Source organism: Vibrio sp. 2-1-2a (genome assembly GCF_032648565.1).
GTDB classification, from domain to species: Bacteria; Pseudomonadota; Gammaproteobacteria; order Enterobacterales; family Vibrionaceae; genus Vibrio; species Vibrio diabolicus.
Genome location: NZ_WBOH01000020.1, coordinates 1 through 18,435, shown reverse-complemented (window position 1 = coordinate 18,435; position 18,435 = coordinate 1). Strand labels below are relative to the sequence as shown.

General features: G+C 41.2%; 25 protein-coding genes. All 25 read right to left on the bottom strand.

The features are described from left to right. Window positions 1-261 precede the first annotated feature (261 nt). Window positions 262-966: a class I SAM-dependent methyltransferase gene (locus tag F7Y48_RS23030; RefSeq protein WP_140107913.1), complete on the bottom strand. Its 705-nt coding sequence runs from the start codon at window positions 964-966 to the stop codon at window positions 262-264. Between the two features lie 18 nt (window positions 967-984). Further along, window positions 985-1,512 (bottom strand): HEPN domain-containing protein, encoded by a 528-nt coding sequence (locus F7Y48_RS23025; RefSeq protein ID WP_316685432.1) that lies wholly within the window; start codon window positions 1,510-1,512, stop codon window positions 985-987. A gap of 87 nt (window positions 1,513-1,599) precedes the next feature. Then, window positions 1,600-2,262 (bottom strand): hypothetical protein, encoded by a 663-nt coding sequence (locus F7Y48_RS23020; protein ID WP_316685431.1) that lies wholly within the window; start codon window positions 2,260-2,262, stop codon window positions 1,600-1,602. Window positions 2,263-2,491: 229 nt separating this feature from the next. Continuing rightward, on the bottom strand, window positions 2,492-2,800 hold the full coding sequence (locus tag F7Y48_RS23015) for a hypothetical protein (protein WP_316685430.1): 309 nt from the start codon (window positions 2,798-2,800) through the stop codon (window positions 2,492-2,494). A 165-nt stretch (window positions 2,801-2,965) separates the two neighbouring features. Then, window positions 2,966-3,238 carry a nicotinamide mononucleotide transporter gene (locus tag F7Y48_RS23005; protein WP_005462157.1) on the bottom strand — a complete coding sequence of 91 codons (273 nt, stop codon included), beginning with the start codon at window positions 3,236-3,238 and terminating at the stop codon, window positions 2,966-2,968. Window positions 3,239-3,399: 161 nt separating this feature from the next. After that, window positions 3,400-3,699: a hypothetical protein gene (locus F7Y48_RS23000; RefSeq protein WP_316685429.1), complete on the bottom strand. Its 300-nt coding sequence runs from the start codon at window positions 3,697-3,699 to the stop codon at window positions 3,400-3,402. 134 nt (window positions 3,700-3,833) lie between these two features. Beyond that, complete coding sequence (locus F7Y48_RS22995; protein ID WP_256901465.1) at window positions 3,834-4,367, bottom strand: hypothetical protein; 534 nt, start codon at window positions 4,365-4,367, stop codon at window positions 3,834-3,836. Window positions 4,368-4,501: 134 nt separating this feature from the next. Continuing rightward, window positions 4,502-5,128: an HNH endonuclease gene (locus F7Y48_RS22990; RefSeq protein ID WP_316685428.1), complete on the bottom strand. Its 627-nt coding sequence runs from the start codon at window positions 5,126-5,128 to the stop codon at window positions 4,502-4,504. 138 nt (window positions 5,129-5,266) lie between these two features. Further along, window positions 5,267-5,800 carry a shikimate kinase gene (locus F7Y48_RS22985; protein WP_316685427.1) on the bottom strand — a complete coding sequence of 178 codons (534 nt, stop codon included), beginning with the start codon at window positions 5,798-5,800 and terminating at the stop codon, window positions 5,267-5,269. Between the two features lie 157 nt (window positions 5,801-5,957). Continuing rightward, a complete protein-coding gene (locus F7Y48_RS22980; RefSeq protein ID WP_017448465.1) occupies window positions 5,958-6,242 on the bottom strand; it encodes a MazG nucleotide pyrophosphohydrolase domain-containing protein in 285 nt (94 codons plus the stop codon). A gap of 189 nt (window positions 6,243-6,431) precedes the next feature. Beyond that, on the bottom strand, window positions 6,432-6,653 hold the full coding sequence (locus F7Y48_RS22975) for a hypothetical protein (protein ID WP_316685433.1): 222 nt from the start codon (window positions 6,651-6,653) through the stop codon (window positions 6,432-6,434). Between the two features lie 230 nt (window positions 6,654-6,883). Further along, a complete protein-coding gene (locus F7Y48_RS22970; RefSeq protein ID WP_316685426.1) occupies window positions 6,884-7,444 on the bottom strand; it encodes a suppressor of fused domain protein in 561 nt (186 codons plus the stop codon). A gap of 133 nt (window positions 7,445-7,577) precedes the next feature. Next, window positions 7,578-8,216 (bottom strand): hypothetical protein, encoded by a 639-nt coding sequence (locus tag F7Y48_RS22965; protein WP_203495322.1) that lies wholly within the window; start codon window positions 8,214-8,216, stop codon window positions 7,578-7,580. A 362-nt stretch (window positions 8,217-8,578) separates the two neighbouring features. After that, window positions 8,579-8,713 (bottom strand): hypothetical protein, encoded by a 135-nt coding sequence (locus tag F7Y48_RS22960; protein ID WP_316685425.1) that lies wholly within the window; start codon window positions 8,711-8,713, stop codon window positions 8,579-8,581. A gap of 702 nt (window positions 8,714-9,415) precedes the next feature. Then, window positions 9,416-9,835: a hypothetical protein gene (locus F7Y48_RS22955; protein WP_316685424.1), complete on the bottom strand. Its 420-nt coding sequence runs from the start codon at window positions 9,833-9,835 to the stop codon at window positions 9,416-9,418. Between the two features lie 371 nt (window positions 9,836-10,206). Next, window positions 10,207-10,332 carry a hypothetical protein gene (locus F7Y48_RS22950; RefSeq protein WP_258692345.1) on the bottom strand — a complete coding sequence of 42 codons (126 nt, stop codon included), beginning with the start codon at window positions 10,330-10,332 and terminating at the stop codon, window positions 10,207-10,209. Window positions 10,333-10,599: 267 nt separating this feature from the next. Then, the gene (locus F7Y48_RS22945; protein ID WP_316685423.1) at window positions 10,600-10,950 is read right to left on the bottom strand and encodes a hypothetical protein; all 351 of its coding nucleotides are present in this window, start codon (window positions 10,948-10,950) and stop codon (window positions 10,600-10,602) included. A gap of 148 nt (window positions 10,951-11,098) precedes the next feature. Continuing rightward, window positions 11,099-11,467, bottom strand: a complete 369-nt coding sequence (locus tag F7Y48_RS22935; protein ID WP_024701877.1) for a VOC family protein — start codon at window positions 11,465-11,467, stop codon at window positions 11,099-11,101. A 136-nt stretch (window positions 11,468-11,603) separates the two neighbouring features. Next, complete coding sequence (locus tag F7Y48_RS22930) at window positions 11,604-12,101, bottom strand: DNA topology modulation protein (protein WP_243328484.1); 498 nt, start codon at window positions 12,099-12,101, stop codon at window positions 11,604-11,606. Between the two features lie 145 nt (window positions 12,102-12,246). Next, on the bottom strand, window positions 12,247-13,386 hold the full coding sequence (locus F7Y48_RS22925; protein ID WP_316685422.1) for a hypothetical protein: 1,140 nt from the start codon (window positions 13,384-13,386) through the stop codon (window positions 12,247-12,249). 707 nt (window positions 13,387-14,093) lie between these two features. After that, a complete protein-coding gene (locus F7Y48_RS22920; protein ID WP_029853488.1) occupies window positions 14,094-14,651 on the bottom strand; it encodes a nucleotidyltransferase family protein in 558 nt (185 codons plus the stop codon). 139 nt (window positions 14,652-14,790) lie between these two features. Continuing rightward, entirely contained in the window at window positions 14,791-15,372 is a 582-nt protein-coding gene (locus F7Y48_RS22915; protein ID WP_316685421.1) for a hypothetical protein, read from the bottom strand. A gap of 613 nt (window positions 15,373-15,985) precedes the next feature. Further along, window positions 15,986-16,333 (bottom strand): hypothetical protein, encoded by a 348-nt coding sequence (locus F7Y48_RS22910; protein WP_316685420.1) that lies wholly within the window; start codon window positions 16,331-16,333, stop codon window positions 15,986-15,988. Window positions 16,334-16,451: 118 nt separating this feature from the next. Next, entirely contained in the window at window positions 16,452-17,273 is an 822-nt protein-coding gene (locus tag F7Y48_RS22905) for an HNH endonuclease (RefSeq protein WP_316685419.1), read from the bottom strand. Between the two features lie 148 nt (window positions 17,274-17,421). After that, window positions 17,422-17,775: a DUF6404 family protein gene (locus F7Y48_RS22895; protein ID WP_316685418.1), complete on the bottom strand. Its 354-nt coding sequence runs from the start codon at window positions 17,773-17,775 to the stop codon at window positions 17,422-17,424. Window positions 17,776-18,435: the final 660 nt, after the last annotated feature.

The window sequence follows — 18,435 nt, the reverse complement described above, 5'->3', positions numbered from 1 at the left end:
AAGGTGCGCTTAAAGCGCTTTAAGGCTAGCATGGAAATGACCAATATTCGCCCTTTTCGCCGCTTTTCCAACCTATTACCCCGCCACTTTCACTCTTAGGCTACAACCACGTACATTCAGCCTGAGAAATCCGTTGCGGAAATAACGCCGCATTAAGGTGTGAGCAACGCTGCCACCTAACCTAAACCATTATGCCGTAAACACGAAGCCCAACCTTGGACTGAAAATGCCAAGCGTTGGGAATCACTCTTAAATGCTTTGTTATGTGCGCACTTTTTCACACCTAAAGAATATGAAGTTTGGGTTATTCTTTAGGTGATTGTACGTTGATTCAGACAACTCTTTTGCCTTTTCATCAATCATACCTTCGCTGATTTTTGATATCAGCAGCCCTGTGTTCGTAATTGCTTCACTAATTTCAGTTAACGAACGGCGATAGAATTGTACTTTTACTGGAGGCCCAACAGTATTCCACTCTTCTTCAACAAGCTCACGACTAAAATAGTTTCCTGACTCTGAGCCATCAAAATCAGCAAAAGGGTGATGAGTAGAAAAAACCATATAGCCGCCCGGTTTCAAAACACGATAAACCGACTCAAAAACAGGTGTTAAATTCTCAATGTAGTGCAGCACCAATGGACATACTATTACGTCCGCACTATTGTCTTTCTCCAAGGGTAAACCTTGGGATAGGTTCTGGCAGTATGCATGAACATTGGAACCAAACTTATTTTTAACTAGAGCTATCATCTCTTCTGATATGTCTGTACAAGTCAATCGACCCACCGATTGTTCAAGCAGCCATTGAGCATACTCCCCAGGACCACAGCCCATATCAATAACATTTTTACCTTGTAGGTCCCCCAACAAAGCCATCGTTGACGGACGCTCCAATAGTGCGTTGTAAATATTGTCTTTTACGACTTCAGCATACTTAACAGCATGTTTCGTATACATTTCTGACATGAGATTCACCTACAAGAATCAAAGGTGGATGGATAGCACATAACGCCGCATTAAGGTGTGAGCAGCGCGCTTGGCTATACTGACTTCGTCCATTGCTCTAACTAAGCCTTTAATAAAGCGAATTGCTTTAGCCAGATCTTCTCTTTTTACAAGGTGAGCTTGCTGTTGATTTGTATTGGCTTGATGTGCAGCATCACCACGCATAGATACAAACTGATCGAGTACTTTCTTTGCTTGCGATGGGTAATAATTATCCCACTTCCAACTTTCCGTAACATCGATATCAAAATATGCTTTAAATAGTTGCTTAGTCTTTGCGGTGTTCGGATTGAAGAAGCGCTTCAAGTCTTCGTCTACTTTTCTTTGAACAAAATGCCCTAGCTGGCTTCCCTTTACAGAGAATAGCCAAACTTCAATTTCCTCATTAAACCGATTTTTGACGTAGGTTTCCCAAGCAGCGAGCGTAAGCACCAACCCCGCTCGCTTCAGCGATTCCGTATTGTAGGCTGATGAACCATTTTTTTCTTCGTCAAAACGTTCTAAGATCTCTTCAGATCTTGTATTGAACGCTCAAACAACTCTCCGGATTTTGTCAAAACTTACTCCTAGCTTAATAATAATTCTAACGCCCTGTTAAGGTGTGAGCAACGCAATACCGATGCTACCGCATAACACCTTAAACACTAAAACCAACGCATAGTAAAAATGCCACGCGTTGCGAATCACTCTTAAACAGTTTGTTAGCTGTGCTTTTCTACTTTGTCGAACAAACCTGGGGAAATAGACAATCAATTCATCGTGTAAAAAAGCCGCAACTCTCTCCAGTTCATCGACGTATACGGCAATATCATTCCCATACTGGATATCAAAGCAGTCAATACTAACTTTGGACATGGACGGGATATCACCATTCCAATGGTAAGGGTATCTTTGCTTGGTGAAAACTTCAGAATTTAACTCCAAATCATGCTTTAACGAGCAGCCATACTTTGAAGCATATTTTTGCACTAAGTACTCAGCATCTTTAGGGTGTTCTTGCTCGATTGAATTAAATATCTTTACTAAAGCATGACCTTCCGTATGTTTTACTTGAGAGGCAGTAGAGCCAGACCAAACAATTGTAGTTTTAATACTCTTAAGTAACAGTTCAATCGAGAATGACAGGAGAACATGATACGGTCTGCGTACAAACGTGTTACTTTTAATTAGTTTCGCAGCCTCGTAAAACTCTTTTGCGGTATAGAAAAGACCAAAATCTACTAGCTCTTGAGATGTTCTATTTTTTACGTTGTTCATGAACAAAATCACTCTAAATCAGAACGGAAAGTATATTTTATCAAAACCAAGCCTCTAGTCTTATCACGATTATATATGTATCGCGTCAAACTCATTTTTACGCTAGCACTGCTAACGCCCTGTTAAGGGGTGAGCAGCGCAATACCGAAGTTACCGCATACCACCTTAAACACTAAAACCAACGCATGGTGAAAATGCCACGCGTTGCGAATCCCTCTTGAACAGTTTGTTAGCTGACAATTTCACCGAGTGCTTCTATCCATTGATCTGGCTTCGCTACGATAAACTCGTAACACGTATTGTTGGCTAGTTTTATACGAAATGCATCCGTAGTGATTGGAATTACACCACCACCTTTGCCCAAGCTCTTAGCTACGGCAGCAATGTCTTGGCGCTTTAATTGATATGGACCAAAACCCAACTTTTCGTTGTACGGAATAAAAATTAAATCCGACTCCGTTAGTTCTAATTTCCCATCTGCTTTAGTCGCACCGACTTGAATTGTAGCTGTTGAAGACTTAATTACTTTATCAGACATAACGTACCCTCTTCCTTGATTTACTTTTGTCTGCTAACGCCCTGCTAAGGGGTGAGCAACGCAATATAGAAGCCGCCGCAAGCCACCTTAAACACTAAAACCAACGCATAGTGAAAATGCCACGCGTTGCGAATCCCTCTTGAACAGTTTGTTATGTGCGAACTTCTAGCTTGTAGATGACTGCTCAGCAACACTAACTTTAGGCTCTTTCTCTGGCGTCGACCATTTGATGATTGCTCTAAGGTTCATTGAAAAAAAGATGATATTTGCAATTATCATTGCCACACTACCAGTAAGATAACCAACTGCTACCCAACTAGTGTTACCGCACATCATTAAAATGAAACCGATTTTGTTCTTATTTCCAATTTGCCAAATTGCAAGAAACGTAAGTACCATTGCAACCCAGTCGATTCCATAGTACTGAAAATATTCCATTTTTCCTCCAAGCACATAACGCCGCGTTAAGTGGTGAACAACGCCAACCACCAAACCTAAACCATTGTGCCTTAAACACTTAAGCTAACTTGAACTGAAATCGCCACGCGTTGTGAATCCGCCTTAAACGCCTTGTTATAAACGTACTATACACAATATAGTTACTTATTTTCGGACATTGAGAAAACCGTCATTTTTAACCCATTTTTCCTTTTAACCCATTGCTTATAAAAGGGGTATGCTAATAGTGCAGAAATTGCACCATAGATAGGAGAAATTACAAACTCACTTAGGTTGACGATAAGATAGTGTATAGGGAACTCATCCCAAGAGTGAGTCAGTGCTGTATATATAACGCCAATATATTCCAACACTGCCCCACCAAAACCAACAATTAGACCTATTGACACTAATTCCGACAAAGGCAAATAAGACGACTCAAAGTCATGTTTTTTGTGCATTTTTTATCCTAGTTTATAACGCCGCGTTAAGTAGTGAGCGACGCCTCCACTAAACCTAAACCATTGTGCCGTAAACACAAAACTTAATTTGAACTGAGAATGCTATGCGTTGCGAATCTGCCTTAAACGCCTTGTTATACCTTTGCGAGCTCCTTTAATTTGGCTTGAAACTGCTTGTGTGTCTCACTAAATTTCATTGTTAACCTTACAATTTCTCCACTATCCTTTTTCTTTAAGGGCTCTAGGGCAGATTCATAACTGTTAGACAAGAAACCAATTTTTTTATTAGTAAAGTTCGCTACGCTGGATTTTAGTGCAGTCAAATACTCATCCAGCACAGGAAAGTACAGTTCAACTAACATTTCGAGCTCAAGCAGCGGCGGAAAATCACGAACATCTCTCACTTGATATTTAGTGTTAAAGTTAATATGGCTTATACATTGTTGCGAATCTTCGAGTACATCTTTCCTGACCAACACTAACAAATAATAAATGCGCTCAATTCTTTCTCTTTCTCTAGCGGAAAGTGCTAGTAAAGATTCTCTATCTTTTGTGTATTTGGTAGTAAAATACGCAGCACCAAAGGCGATCCCCGCACCTGCTAAAGTTTGTAAAACACCCATCATTTCAGACATATATTGGAAAGATTCCGTAGACTCTACAGCCATGATACTACTCCTTGGTATAACGCCCAATTAAGGTGTGAAGCACGCGACCACAATATTTGATTGGGTCACCGTAAACACTGAACTAGACCCAAACCGAAAATGCCAAGCGTGCTGAATCACTCTTAAATTGCTTGTTAGGAATGTTGTTCAACAAGTGCATTACTGTAATCAATAAACTCTTTCATGATCGCATGCTTCGAGTTCTTGACGATAGAACTAAGGTCTAGTTTTAGTGAACAATAATCTAGCATTGCATGATGATTTGGGCATACACATATTAAGTTGCCCTCAATATCAGGACCATTGTGTTCTTTACCCAAGGGCTTTAAATGGTGAGCCTCCGCATACGGTTTACCGTTTGGAAGCAGGAATGTAAAACCACAAATTTGACATTTGAAATTATTCTTCGTTTTAACCTGTCTTGAGAGTTTACTGTCCCGAATAAAACGGCTTACAGTATAGTCTTGTTTATCTGCACCATCGTAGTCGACAGGCGGTTCTGATACTTGATTTTCTTCAAAGTTCCTAAGAGCCCAGCGCCCACTACCTTTGCCATCGACGCTGTAAAAAAGGTCATCTCGACTTGGAGCCCAGTTATCCGAATCGCTCGAGTAACTCTCAACGGTGTTTCTTACAGTTGCTTTCCAGCTTTTAGTTAAGTTACCGCCTTTTAGCTCTTCAATTTCAGCATAAAGGTCACTATATGCTGCTTCACCGCCTAAGTTTTCCATGGCTTGAACTACATAATCAATCCACCGCACTTTTTATTTCCTCTAAATTCCTAACGCCAAATTAAGGTGTGAACAACGCTAACACTTTACCTAAAGCATTGTGCCATAAACACTAAACCGGCTTGAAGTGAAAGCGCCGAGCGTTGTGAATCACTCTTAAATTTATTGTTATGTGCGTAGCTCACTTATGAACGCCTTTGCCTTTTTTGGGCTTGTTATCCTTACGAATTTGATATGACTATACTTCGGATCATTAAGCAGTTCTGTGTAGCGAGCTCGGTTTTTGCTGTATGTTTTCAACGTCCAAAGAATGATTGAGTCTTTGCTAAGAAAGGACTTTCTGAACGATTCAACATTGCCTGTTTTACTCCATAACTCCTGTTTGGTCGCTATGCGGACTAAAGCCCTTTTCACGGCTTGAAATAGTGTTCTTACAAATGAGTAATCAACCCAGACAATAGTATCGACTCTACTCCACTTGATTTCAGCGGTTCGGTTGTAGTTTCCATCAAGAACCCACTTTTCGTCACTTAACCTGTCAGCCAAGTTTGCAAAGAATTCTTCATCAGAAGATTCCTGCCAGTTAGGCTTCCAAAACAGGGCATCCATTTCCAAATATGGGTACTTGAGCTCACTCGCGAGCATGCGACTAAAAGTGCTTTTTCCACTACCACTAGTGCCTATTACATTTATTCTTTTCATCGCCTGACCTAATTTTTTACCCGAGCACATAACGCCTTGTTAAGGGGTGAAGCACGCAACACCAACGCTACCGCATACCACCTTAATCACTAAAACCAACGCATAGTAAAAATGCCACGCGCGCTGAATCCCTCTTGAACAATTTGTTATACGCGTTCTATCGGTTGTACTTAACCTTGTTCAACACTTCTTTTAGTTCATGCGTTTTCTCAAGGTTTACACCGTGAATATTGGCTAAAGCACAAACATAATACAAGACGTCATATAACTCTTCTGCGATTGAACCTTTAAGTTCATCTAGAGTTGGTTGCCCACTTTTACCTTTGCGAATAGATTCCGATAATTCGCCAACTTCTTCGATTAGTTTTAAAAAATAGTGTTCAGATTGCTCTGGCGCATAATCGAATTCTTTTATATGACTTTGTAACTCAGATAACTTCATAACGTCCTTTTTGTATCATTTTCCATAAAGCGTATAACGCCGCATTAAGGGGTGAACAACGCAAACCACCCGACCTAAACCATTGTGCCGTAAACACTAAAGCCAATTCAAACCAAAACTGCCAAGCGTTGTGAATCCCTCTTGAATGCTTTGTTAGTTGCCAAACCTAAAGCTTTGATTTGAAGTTAATTACCGCTTTGCCAACACTAGCTTTACGTGTTTTCGAAAACTCAAATCAGGCGCAGTTTCCAAGCGCCTGTCACTGAAACCACTTGGAACACGCAACGCCGTAGAAAACGAACTGACAACACCAAAAAGACCTTTTGGAGAAACAATGCCACAAAGCTGACTTTCAACAAGCGAATCGGCTTCTGAAACGGCAAACCAAACTAGGAAAAGATCGAAGCTCAATTTCCGCGAACCAAGAACCCGAAGTTCGAAGTGCAAAATAAAGCAAAGCACACGAACGATTAGACCTAAAAACTCTGTTTTAGCTGCGTTTTCCTCGTTGGCAACTAACGCCCTGTTAAGGTGTGAGCAACGCAATACCAAAGCCGCCGCATACCACCTTAAACACTAAAACCAACGCATAGTAAAAATGCCACGCGTTGCGAATCACTCTTAAACAGATTGTTATGCATTTACACTACCGAAGACCGCTTTACTTCCCAGTACTTAAGCTCTGCGTCATCAAATTTTTGTTCGAGCGCATCTAGGTCATGCTTGATTTTGAAATTTCGTTCGTCGTCAGTGATAGGAAGTAACCAAGCTACGTGAGCGTAGGAACTATTTAGAGGCATTATTTCCAAGTCCTCTCCAAATGGATACGGCAACGAAATTAGCCAGTTTTCACAGTTAGAACCCTCAAGCCAAGGCTCACCAATAGGCAAGGTATGGCCAAAACCCAAATTATGATTCGAATGGTAGTAAGTTACCATTGCCAGCATTTCAACTAGACGATTTGACTCGATCGGTGATACGACAACAAACTCGTGAAGAGCTGAATCACTGTGTGTAATCTCTGATGCACCTACTGAGCAATACACCCACATATTAATTTGAGGGCCAGGTGCAAACCTGACAACCTGAAAATCGGGTACAATTTTCTTAATTGGCCCAAGCTCCCAAGACAATATCTCGAAATCATGACCTTCAAAGAACTCTGCGTAATGTTTAATAACCTTTTCTTTAGTAGACTTCATAATATCCTTGATGCATAACGCCGCATTAAGGGGTGAACAACGCCACCGCCCAACCTAAACCATTGTGCCGTAAACACTTAAGCTGATTTAAACCAAAACTGCCAAGCGTTGTGAATCCCTCTTGAATGCTTTGTTAGCCGTCTTTTTGAGACGCAAGAAATTCGTGCAAAAAGGAAAACTCTTTGGTGCAAACCAGCTCAATTTTATTTCTAATCCACTGGTCTTCACCATTGTGAGTTCCCAAACACAAGTAGTAGTTGTTACCTTTATACTTGGCAAAAACTATCCACTCGCCAGTAAGCTTATTTTGGTCTTGCCTCTCTTCTAGAGAACCAGAAACTAACCTTTTGGCGAACTCCTCATTCATTGCCTTTGTTACCACAGGGGAAACTTTGGGGTCGTAAACTTCGCGGACTAACTTTTCTAACTTACCATTCCGAGTTTGGTTCCACAGATTGTGGCCAATGAAACGTGCCGAAAAATAGTGTTTGTGCCAAAGTCCTTTCAAAGGCAATTTTCTAAACTCAGTTGCACTCTTAATGCCAGCTGAACGGTTGGGATCTTCATTGTCAGCAATTGCATCAAGGATTTCCTCGGGACAAATACCGAAGAATTTCTCGTGGAAATGTATATCCGCAATCAATGCTAATGAGTAGCGATCATTTGGTATATATCTCTCAATACCAATCCAGTTAGCGTATTCTTTAGCGTCGTTATACGAGAGATCGTATTCCTTTCGATCTGGACCTTTAGCTCTGAAATTGAGTTCCATGTAACCTCCTGATGGCTAACGCCCTGCTAAGGGGTGAGTAACGCAATACCGAAGCCGCCGCAAACCACCTTAATCACTAAATTCAACGCATAGTAAAAATGCCACGCGTTGCGAATCCCTCTTGAGCAGTTTGTTAGTTTGCAGACCCAGGGGGTTGATTTTACGTTATTTTAAACTTTGCGAACAATAAACTTTATGTGTTTTGATGCACTCAAGTCAGGCGTAGTCTCATAGCGGCTAGTCAATGAAACCACTTGGAACAAACAACGCCGCAGAAAACGAACTCACAACACCAAAAAGCGCTTTTGGAAAACCAATCTCACAATGCGGACTTTCAACAAAGCTACTGAAACCACATGAACTTACCACACCAGAGAAAACGCCATTTCAGCGAGTAAATCAGCTTTTGTACCAACAAACTCAACGAGCAGAGTTTCAGCAAAAAAGTTCGACTCAGTTAACCCCAAAGTCACCGCACTAAAGAACAAATCAACCATTGAAACGATGCCATTTGGATTTTCACCACGCTAGTTAACACTAAAATTGAAAGCCAATACGACAACTTAAACTTTGAGCTTTTACCACTAGATCTTGCGATATAGCTGCGTTTTTCCTCTTGCAAACTAACGCCGCATTAAGGGGTGAACAACGCCACCACCCTGCCTAAACCATTGTGCCGTAAACACTTAAGCTAATTCAAACCAAAACTGCCAAGCGTTGTGAATCCCTCTTGAATGCTTTGTTAGTTGCCAAACCTAAAGCTTTGATTTGAAGTTAATTACCGCTTTGCCAACACTTGCTTTACGTATGTTGGAAAACTCAAATCAGGCGCAGTTTCAAAGCGTTTGTCGCTGAAACCACTTGGAACACGCAACGCCGTAGAAAACGAACTAACAACACCAAAAAGACCTTTTGGAGAAACAATGCCACAAAGCTGACTTTCAACAAGTAAATCGGCTTCTGAAACGGCCAATCAAACTAGGAAAAGAACGAAGCTCAATTTCCGCGAACCAAGATCCCGAAGTTCGAAGTGCAAAATAGAGCAAAGCACACGTGCGATTAGACCTAAACATTCTGTTTTAGCTGCGTTTTCCTCGTTGGCAACTAACGCCGCATTAAGGTGTGAGCGACGCTTGGCTATACTTGAGCGAAGCGAAAATGCCAAGCGTTGCGAATCACTCTTAAATGCTTTGTTATGTTTAATTACCCACCGCAAGTTCGGATATCTTTGTTTTGCCATTAACTGAATCGACAAGTCTAATGTATTTACCTTGATGTGCAGTCCAGAAAGCGCACCCACCTTGAGTGTCTGTGCTAATTAATGATTTTAAAAACGACTTTTCGTCCTCGGTGTCAACTGCAACCTTCTTTCCTAGCAATATCGTTAAAAGAGTGTTTCCTGAACCAACCTCAACCGTTTCGTCTATTGCGAGCTTTCCTTCTTTGGTTATACAAAATGCGTAGTTCGTATTAATCTTGGCTTTGTCACCTACAACAAGATCATATACATAAACCTTCCCTGTCTTTTTTGAATAATCTTGAATATCTATATCCCACAACACTTCAGATTTGCATGTGAATGAAACAATCATTGGAACTAATAATGCTAAGATTTTCATTTTTACTCCTTGTTAAGATGAAACATAACGCCCTGCTAAGGGGTGAGCAACGCAATACCGAAGCTGCCGCATACCACCTTAATCACTTAAACCAACGCATAGTAAAAATGCCACGCGTTGCGAATCCCTCTTGAGCAGTTTGTTAGTTTGCAAACCCAAAGCGTTGATTTTACGTTATTTTAAGCTTTGCAAACAATAAGCCTTATGTGTTTTGATGCATTTAAGTCAGGCGTAGTCTCAAAGCGGCTACTCAATGAAACCACGTGGAACAAACAACGCCGCAGAAAACGAACTAACAACACCAAAAAGCGCTTTTGGAAAACCAATCTCACAATACGGGCTTTCAACAAAGCCACTGAAACCACATGAACTTACCACACCATAGAAAACGCCATTTCAGCGAGTAGATCGGCTTTTGCACCAACAAACTCAACGAGCAGAGTTTCAGCAAAAAAGTTCAACTCAGTTAACCCAAAAGTCGCCGCACCAAAGAACAAATCAACCCTTGAAACGATACCAATTTTGAGTTTACAGCACGCAAGTTAACACTGAAATTGAATGCCGATAAGACAATTTCGACTTTAAGCTTTTACCACTAGATCTTGCGATATAGGCGCGTTTTTCCTCTTGCAAACTAACGCCCTGTTAAGGGGTGAGCAACGCAATACCGAAGCCACTGCACACCACCTTAATCACTAAAATCAACACATAGTAAAAATGCCACGCGTTGCGAATCCCTCTTGAACAGTTTGTTATGCTCGTGCTCAAAGAAATTGAAGGACTAAACAAGCTATAAACGCTGGCAGACCAGCTATAAAGAAAACTAAACCTGTCTGGTAGTTCATTCGATAGTGCTCGCGTTCGTCTTTTTGAAAATCATGCCCTTCTACCATTCTGTAGACTTTGTCTGTTCTAGGGTCATCTAACCGAGTCGTCTTACTATGAATACCACCTTCCCACATTAGCTTAGCCAAAACCCATATGACGATGACAGCAAAGAAAAGAAAGTCGACCAACTGAGTCGTAGCAAAGAATGGAACAAACTGAGCTAGAGCGATAACAATAAGAGCCGCTGAGAGGTTAATTAGAAGCACTTTTTTGAATAAATCGAGCAAAATTCCCTCCTAGAGCATAACGCCCTGTTAAGGGGTGAGCAACGCAATACAGAAGCCGCCGCAAACCACCTTAAACACTAAAACCAACGCATAGTGAAAATGCCACGCGTTGCGAATCCCTCTTGAACAGTTTGTTAGGGCGCAGAGCCTATTGATACACGCTGACTTCTATTAAGTTCTTATCAAGATCCAAAAAATAGACAGATTGGATTGCACCAACAGCTCCTGATTTTTCGACTGGACCCTCTATGATTTTGACATTTTCTTTGACTAAATGGTTTACCACTGATGTCAACGGCCAATCTGAAATTAAGCAAACATCACCTGAACCAACATTAGCTACATTTCGCGGTTCTTGGCCAAGAAGCTGAAAGTTAATCTTTTGATTTCCGAACGTTACAGCCTTACGGCCATTGGCAAAAGTCACCTCTTCCATGCACAAAACCCGTTTATAAAAGTCCACTGATTTTTCTATGTCGGAGACTGTGAGAACAATATGATCTATGTGATGAATCATCATTTTACTCCTTGCGCCCTAACGCCCTGTTAAGGGGTGAGCAACGTAATACAAAAGCCGCCGCATACCACCTTAAACACTAAAATCAACGTATAGTAAAAATGCCACGCGTTGCGAATCCCTCTTGAACAGTTTGTTAACTGGATTTGCAAAGGCGGAGCGCTTGCTCTCCCGATTTTGCGATAATTACACGCTTATTTCTTGTAAGCGTCTTGAGTTTGTCCATTATTAGGGGTTTCGACTTTTTGGGATAGTCCCATAAAAATTTGATGAACTCGATATCAAACCTTTCACCGCAACCTTCAGCTAAATCAGGACGCTTACTACTTAATAATGTTCTCTTTAGTGCTCGATAGATACAGGTATATCGGTTTACATCTAAGAATATTACTGTGTCACAAGCTTCAAACCTTATATCAAGGGTGCTCTGATAATTACCATCGATAATCCAACACTCGCTTTCACAAAGACCTTTTTGAATTTTGACCCAGTCATCTTTTGGAGTTTTAACCCAATTTGGTTTCCAATATAGCTGATCGAGATGATGAACAGGCAAATTCAACTCTTTACCTAATAGTGCCGAAAATGTGGATTTACCCGAACCGCCGGAACCAATGACCGCAATTCTTTTCATCGGACTTACCTCATCATCAATCCAGTTAACGCCGCATTAAGGTGTGAGCAACGCAACCACGAAACCTCACCATACCACCGTAAACACAAAACCCAACGATGGAATGAAAAATGCCATGCGTTGGGAATCACTCTTAAATGCTTTGTTAGCTTTGTTGTTCTATAGCCTCATTCAACCAATTTAACAGAACTCCATGAGAAAACTCGAAGAAGGTGTTAGCTGAGATTGGTAAGTCCTTTGATGACCAAGTCGCTCCTAAAGAGTGACTTGCTAACCCCAAAAGCCCTTTCTCTGCAGGTGGCATATCAGTTTCAGTTTGTGAGGGCGGCCTACACAGTGGGGCTGGGAATGGCACACCACCATGTAATGCGCTTGAGCGATAACCGTAAAGCATAGTTAAAATGCTTCTAAAGTTGGTTTTTGACCACTTAATTCGAGCCCAATCTCTAGGTCTTTTTCTAGGTTCTTCTGGCATATAATTTAGACAGAACTTAACAAACTTATTAGTCGCCCCTAAAGACTTTTCGATGTGCTGAGCAACCAAGTTACAAAGTTCTTCGCCACCTTGAGACTCCAACGCTAGGTATAGTTCTGGTTTACTCGCCTTTAATTTTTCCGATGGAAGATAATTAGACTTATCCCAAAAGTTAGCTGCAGTCTCTAATGCTGAGATCAGCATTAGCCATGCTAGTTCTGGTTCACTTTCTACCATCCAGAGTGAATCTTGATACATTCTTGCACAGCGTATTAAAGCAACATAATGCTCTTCGCTAAGTTTATGTAAATTGCCAAAAGGAAAGGCATTAGTAATATTTACTGTTTTGATAGCCGATGGGACTATCGGCTTAGCAATTCTAGACGAGAAGTTAGGAGGCAATCTATCAGGAGAGCGTGGTGTACCAAGCGGATCTGAATTAAAACCACCGTACTCTCTTACTACTCCTCCAGCTTTCACTCGAATGCCTAATATTAATGACATCAAAGCTGCAATTTCATCTGGAGCCCAACCACCATGATATGATGAGCTATCGGTGTCTAAGTCATAGCTGCGCTCAGTGGTAAGGAACCACTCAACTCTTAACATCATTGCTTCTACAATTTCGCCGCTATTTCTGTACCATGGAATTAAGTTTAAAACATCATATGGCACTGACTCTTCTCTAAATTCACCAGTAATATAACTATCAGTAAATAAAGGAACCTCAAAAGTAGAATGTGGTTTTACGTCGCTTTCACGACTTAAACTCAGATTCCAATACGATTGAATACCACCTGTTTTATTCAATTCTGACTCCGATATTGATAAATAAAGCTAACGCCCTGCTAAGGGGTGAACAACGCAATACCGATGCCGCCGCAAACCACCTTAATCACTAAAATCAACGCATAGTAAAAATGCCACGCGTTGTGAATCCCTCTTAAGCAGCTTGTTAGTACACTGCCCTTAAAGCCTTTTGCACACGCCAAGATACTGAAATATAGCACGAAAATTGTGGCTAAAAACACCGAAGCGAAACGGATAACTGCCAGACTAAAAACCAATATAAAGACGCGAGTTGGCTAGAAGAAAAATATGCCAAACTGCCCTTTTTAACCGTTTTCAAATTAGCAAAGGATTCGGTCTTCAGACTTTAACAGCAGCGCCAAAGAAACGCAGTTTTTGCTAAATATTTCCCAATACCAAAGAAGCCGCACCAGAGAAATAGCCCAAAAGTTAGAAGCCGTAAACGTTGAGGTTAAAGCGAAAACTTAGCATCTAGTGCCACCGGAGCGAACGTGAAAGGCAGATTTGATCAGGTGTAAAGCTAAGAAAAGAAACCAATAGACACCAGAACTTTTGACCTCTTATGCCGACCCAGTACTAACGCCGCGTTAAGGGGTGAACAACGCAATGCCACCTAACTTAAACCATTGTGCCATAAACACAAAAGCTAAACTTTGAACCGAAACTGCCAAGCGTTGAGAATCCCTCTTAAACGCTTTGTTAGTAGGTCAACTCCAAGAGAGCACCTGTACTTGTTGCCACCTAGCCTTATAGCCAGCAGTCATTTTGTTGTAATTAGCTTCTGTCATTGCCTTTTTGTTTGGTTTGATCAACATATTAAATGCGTCCTCTAACCCATAGGGGGCGAACAGTTTAATATTACCTGAGCTATCTAGAGTGAACCCAATAGCAAAGGCAGAAAGCCAAGACTCGATACCTTGTTCAACACGCTCATATGCCTGAATGGAACAACCAAACCTCTTAGAGTAGCGCTCATGTATGATTGCTTGGTTTTTTACATCAACTTCGACACTATGACTTAACCGTGAACTAATACGATTTTTGAATTCATCTTCAGTGACATGACTAGAGCTGTCGAAATAGACGACATCAAAGTCTTTAACTTGAGCAAGAAGCGATTTACTTTCAATACTGTTCCAGATGATTTGAGTAATAGCGCCACCTGCGATATAGAAGTTTGGAAGCCCTACTTCCCGACACACTTCAGCTGTTTCTATTAACTCAGGAACTTGCTGAATTAGATGCTTGAGTTTTTGTTTATTCATCCTGACCTACTAACGCCCTGTTAAGGTGTGAGCAGCGCAATACCGATGCTTCCGCATACCACCTTAAACACTAAACGCAACGCATAGTAAAAATGCCAAGCGTTGCGAATCACTCTTAAACAGATTGTTATAGCGCTGCTCACCACGATTGCATATTAGTTCTAGCTTCGAGGTAATGCATTATAACGGAATCAGCGCAATCTAACTCTTCACTGATATCATTTATCATTTGCCCAAGATGACGGAGATTTATGTAAAAGATCCCGTCAGTCGACCCCTTGCCGCTCCGATCAGTTGAATACCTAAAACTCATTGAGTCAGAGTCTGCTTTCGCCAATTCATTAACAACGTGCTCTACTTGGGCAAACTTCTTATCAATATTAGATTCGAAGACTTTACGTAAAATCCCTTTGACCGTTTTCCAAAGCTCATCGATTTTATGGTGTTTCGGATAACCACCATCTTGGTCTAAAAGCTGTCGACCGTTGCTAACAATATTTTTTAGAAGTAGCTCAATATGCTGCCTATATAAAAATACTATCGGATAAACCAAATAATCTTGGTCTCTGCCCGTATCATTTACCTGTAGCACCAACGAATCCGCAGCTAATTTATATCCATTGATATAGCCATGTGACATATCTGGATGAAAGTTCAAACAGGCATTATTATGCCAATCACTATCCGATTTGAACAAGGGTTCAAACTCTTGTTTAGCCATAGAAACCTCCTGCGCTATAACGCCGCATTAAGGGGTGAACAACGCCACCACCTGACCTAAACCATTGTGCCGTAAACACTTAAGCTAATTCAAACCAAAACTGCCAAGCGTTGTGAATCCCTCTTGAATGCTTTGTTAGTTGCCAAACCTAAAGCTTTGATTTGAAGTTAGTTACCGCTTTGCCAACACTTGCTTTACGTATGTTGGGAAACTCAAATCAGGTGTAGTTTCAAAACGTTTGTCACTGAAACCACTTGGAACACGCAACGCCGTAGAAAACGAACTGACAACATCAAAAGACCTTTTGGAGAAACAATGCCACAAAGCTGACTTTCAACAAGTAAATCGGCTTCTGAAACGGCAAACCAAACTAAGAAAAGATCGAAGCTCAATTCCGCGAGCCATGAGCCCGAAGTTCAAAGTGCAGAATCGAGCAAAGCACACGAACGATTAGACCTAAACACTCTGTTTTAGCTGCGATTTTCTCGTTGGCAACTAACGCCTTGTTAAGGTGTGAGGCACGCAATACCTAAGTCTCCGCATACCACATTAACCACTAAAACCAACGCATAGTAAAAATGCCACGCGTGCCGAATCACTCTTGAACAATTTGTTATGCGCGTTCTCCACGATTGAACGCAACTACAGTAGCGCGTAATTTAGTCAGCTTTAACTCTGTAAGTAACACTGTAACAAAAGACGATATAGAAACGGAGATAAGTGCAATATTTATCAAAGCATTACCACTAAACTCATAAATACCTGACAGACCAATAAATAGCAAAAGACAGGCAATTATCGATAGAATCGAATCATTAGTTTTCACTTTATACTCATCAGCAGGTATATCTTTTATTATCGAAACCGGATTTGAAAGCCCGTCAAGCCGAACTGCAATTTTTCCTTTTTTAATTTTGACTTTTAGGCCAGAACTTCTTAACGAATTAGCTAAATCTTCCATGATTGATTATCTCCATTTCTGCGAGCGCATAACGCCGCGTTAAGGCGTGACGTAATGCGTGCCAAACTTGAGTGAAGCGAAACTGGCACGCGTTGCGGAATCGCTCTTGAACGCTTTGTTAGGCGATTTTTTCTTCGATGCTAAGGGCTATTTTTAACAACTTTTCGTTGAACTCTTTGTTGTCGATTGAATAATGCGCTCTCCTATGACACGTAGGGCATAGAGCGATAACATTTTCCGGGCAATCAGCACCACCGTCGGCAAGCCTGGTTAAATGATGGACTTCTAGGTAAGGTCCCGTCTTAGTTTCAAAGGGCGACTTACTTTTGCAACCTTCACAAACCCCATTTGCACGCTTTTTAGCATATAACTTTATAGCTTCACTACGATAACGGATATGAGCAACTTGTTCTATAACATCCACATTACTCGGGGTCACTGCGGTAGCAATATCGCGTAATTGCTTAAGTGATTTACTTTTGGTTGGTTTTGTTAAGTAAGGAGCCCTTCCATTTACCACGCCTGGTAGCCTTGACTGTGGAAGTACGTCCAAGTGAAAAATGAAAGCATCTCGAAGCTGACCATTTTTGTCAGGTCGCTGCTCGATGTGGTGTTCAATGTAACTACATACTCCAACGAAACGCACAAAACCTTTTGTCGTCGACTCAAACAACAAGATTTCTTTTTTATTTTTCTGGTGTTCGAAGATTGCCAAATTACCTTTGACCATCTGCATATCACCTTCTTGGCCTTCGCCTGTATACCTAAACGTACCATCAGGGCCAAAACCATCAGAATAGCCGAACTCTTCACCAGCATCGCTGGTAAATATAAATACATAAGGATGATTAGCTGGCGTAGCAATACCACCATACTGTTGCCCTTTGTATACTCCGTGAATATCAGAGCGACGGTTATAGATTTTACCAGCTTCGAACAATGAACTCTCCTAATCGCCTAACGCCCTGTTAAGGGGTGAGCAACGCAATACCAAAGCCACCGCATACCACCTTAACCACTAAATTCAACGCATAGTAAAAATGCCACGCGTTGCGAATCCCTCTTGAACAGTTTGTTAGGTTTTGGGCTTATTCTCCCAATGACCCCCAATCTGTTAGATTTAATTGTTTGCGCCTAATGTAGTAGAAGGTTGCCATAACTAAACCAAACAATGCGCCAGTAAGTAACGAGATATAAACCGCTTCTAAAACTGGTTTGCCTAGCTCGTCCCACACAAGAAACCATTGGAAGATTCCCCAAACAGGAGCAAAGAAAGCCACACAAAGCATAACGTTTGCAAAAAAGCTTTGATAGTAAGACGGCGGAAAACACAGTCCGAGTTTACGTAACAACTTTACAAGTGGAGGATTGTAGTTCGACTTCCAAACACCTTTGTCACTTAATTCTTTGTGTGCAAGTTGTAGCTTCGTTTCATAATCCATGACCCAAAATCCTCGAATTCGATGTTTCCCGCGGAGAAACCTAACGCCGCATTAAGGGGTGAACAACGCAAACCACCCAACCTAAACCATTGTGCCGTAAACACTAAAGTTAACTCAAACCAAAACTGGCAAGCGTTGTGAATCCCTCTTGAATGCTTTGTTAGTTGCCAAACCTAAAGCTTTGATTTGAAGCCAATGACTGCTTTGCCAACTATGTTTTTATGTGTTTTGAAAAACTAAAATCAGGCGTAGTTTAAAAGCGACTGTCACTGAAACCACTTGGAACTCAAAGCGCCGCAGAAAACAAACCAACAACACCAAAAAGCTCTTTTAGACAGACAATGTCACCGAGCTGACTTTCAACAAATAAATCGGTTTCTGAAAAAGAAAATCCAACCACAAAAGAAACCTGAGAACGATTTTCACAGACCCGAACGATTTAAAATTGAAGTACGAAACCCCACCAAAAACACACTGACTTTAACTCTAAACATTCTGTTTAAGCTGTGTTTTCCTCGTTGGCAACTAACGCGCAGTTAAGGTGTGAGAGACGCACATGCACCCTAACCTAAAATAAACTCTGATAAATCCGTGCCTATTTGGGCACTATAACCCCAATGCGTTTCGAATCGCCTTGAACGTCTTGTTATTCCGCAACTA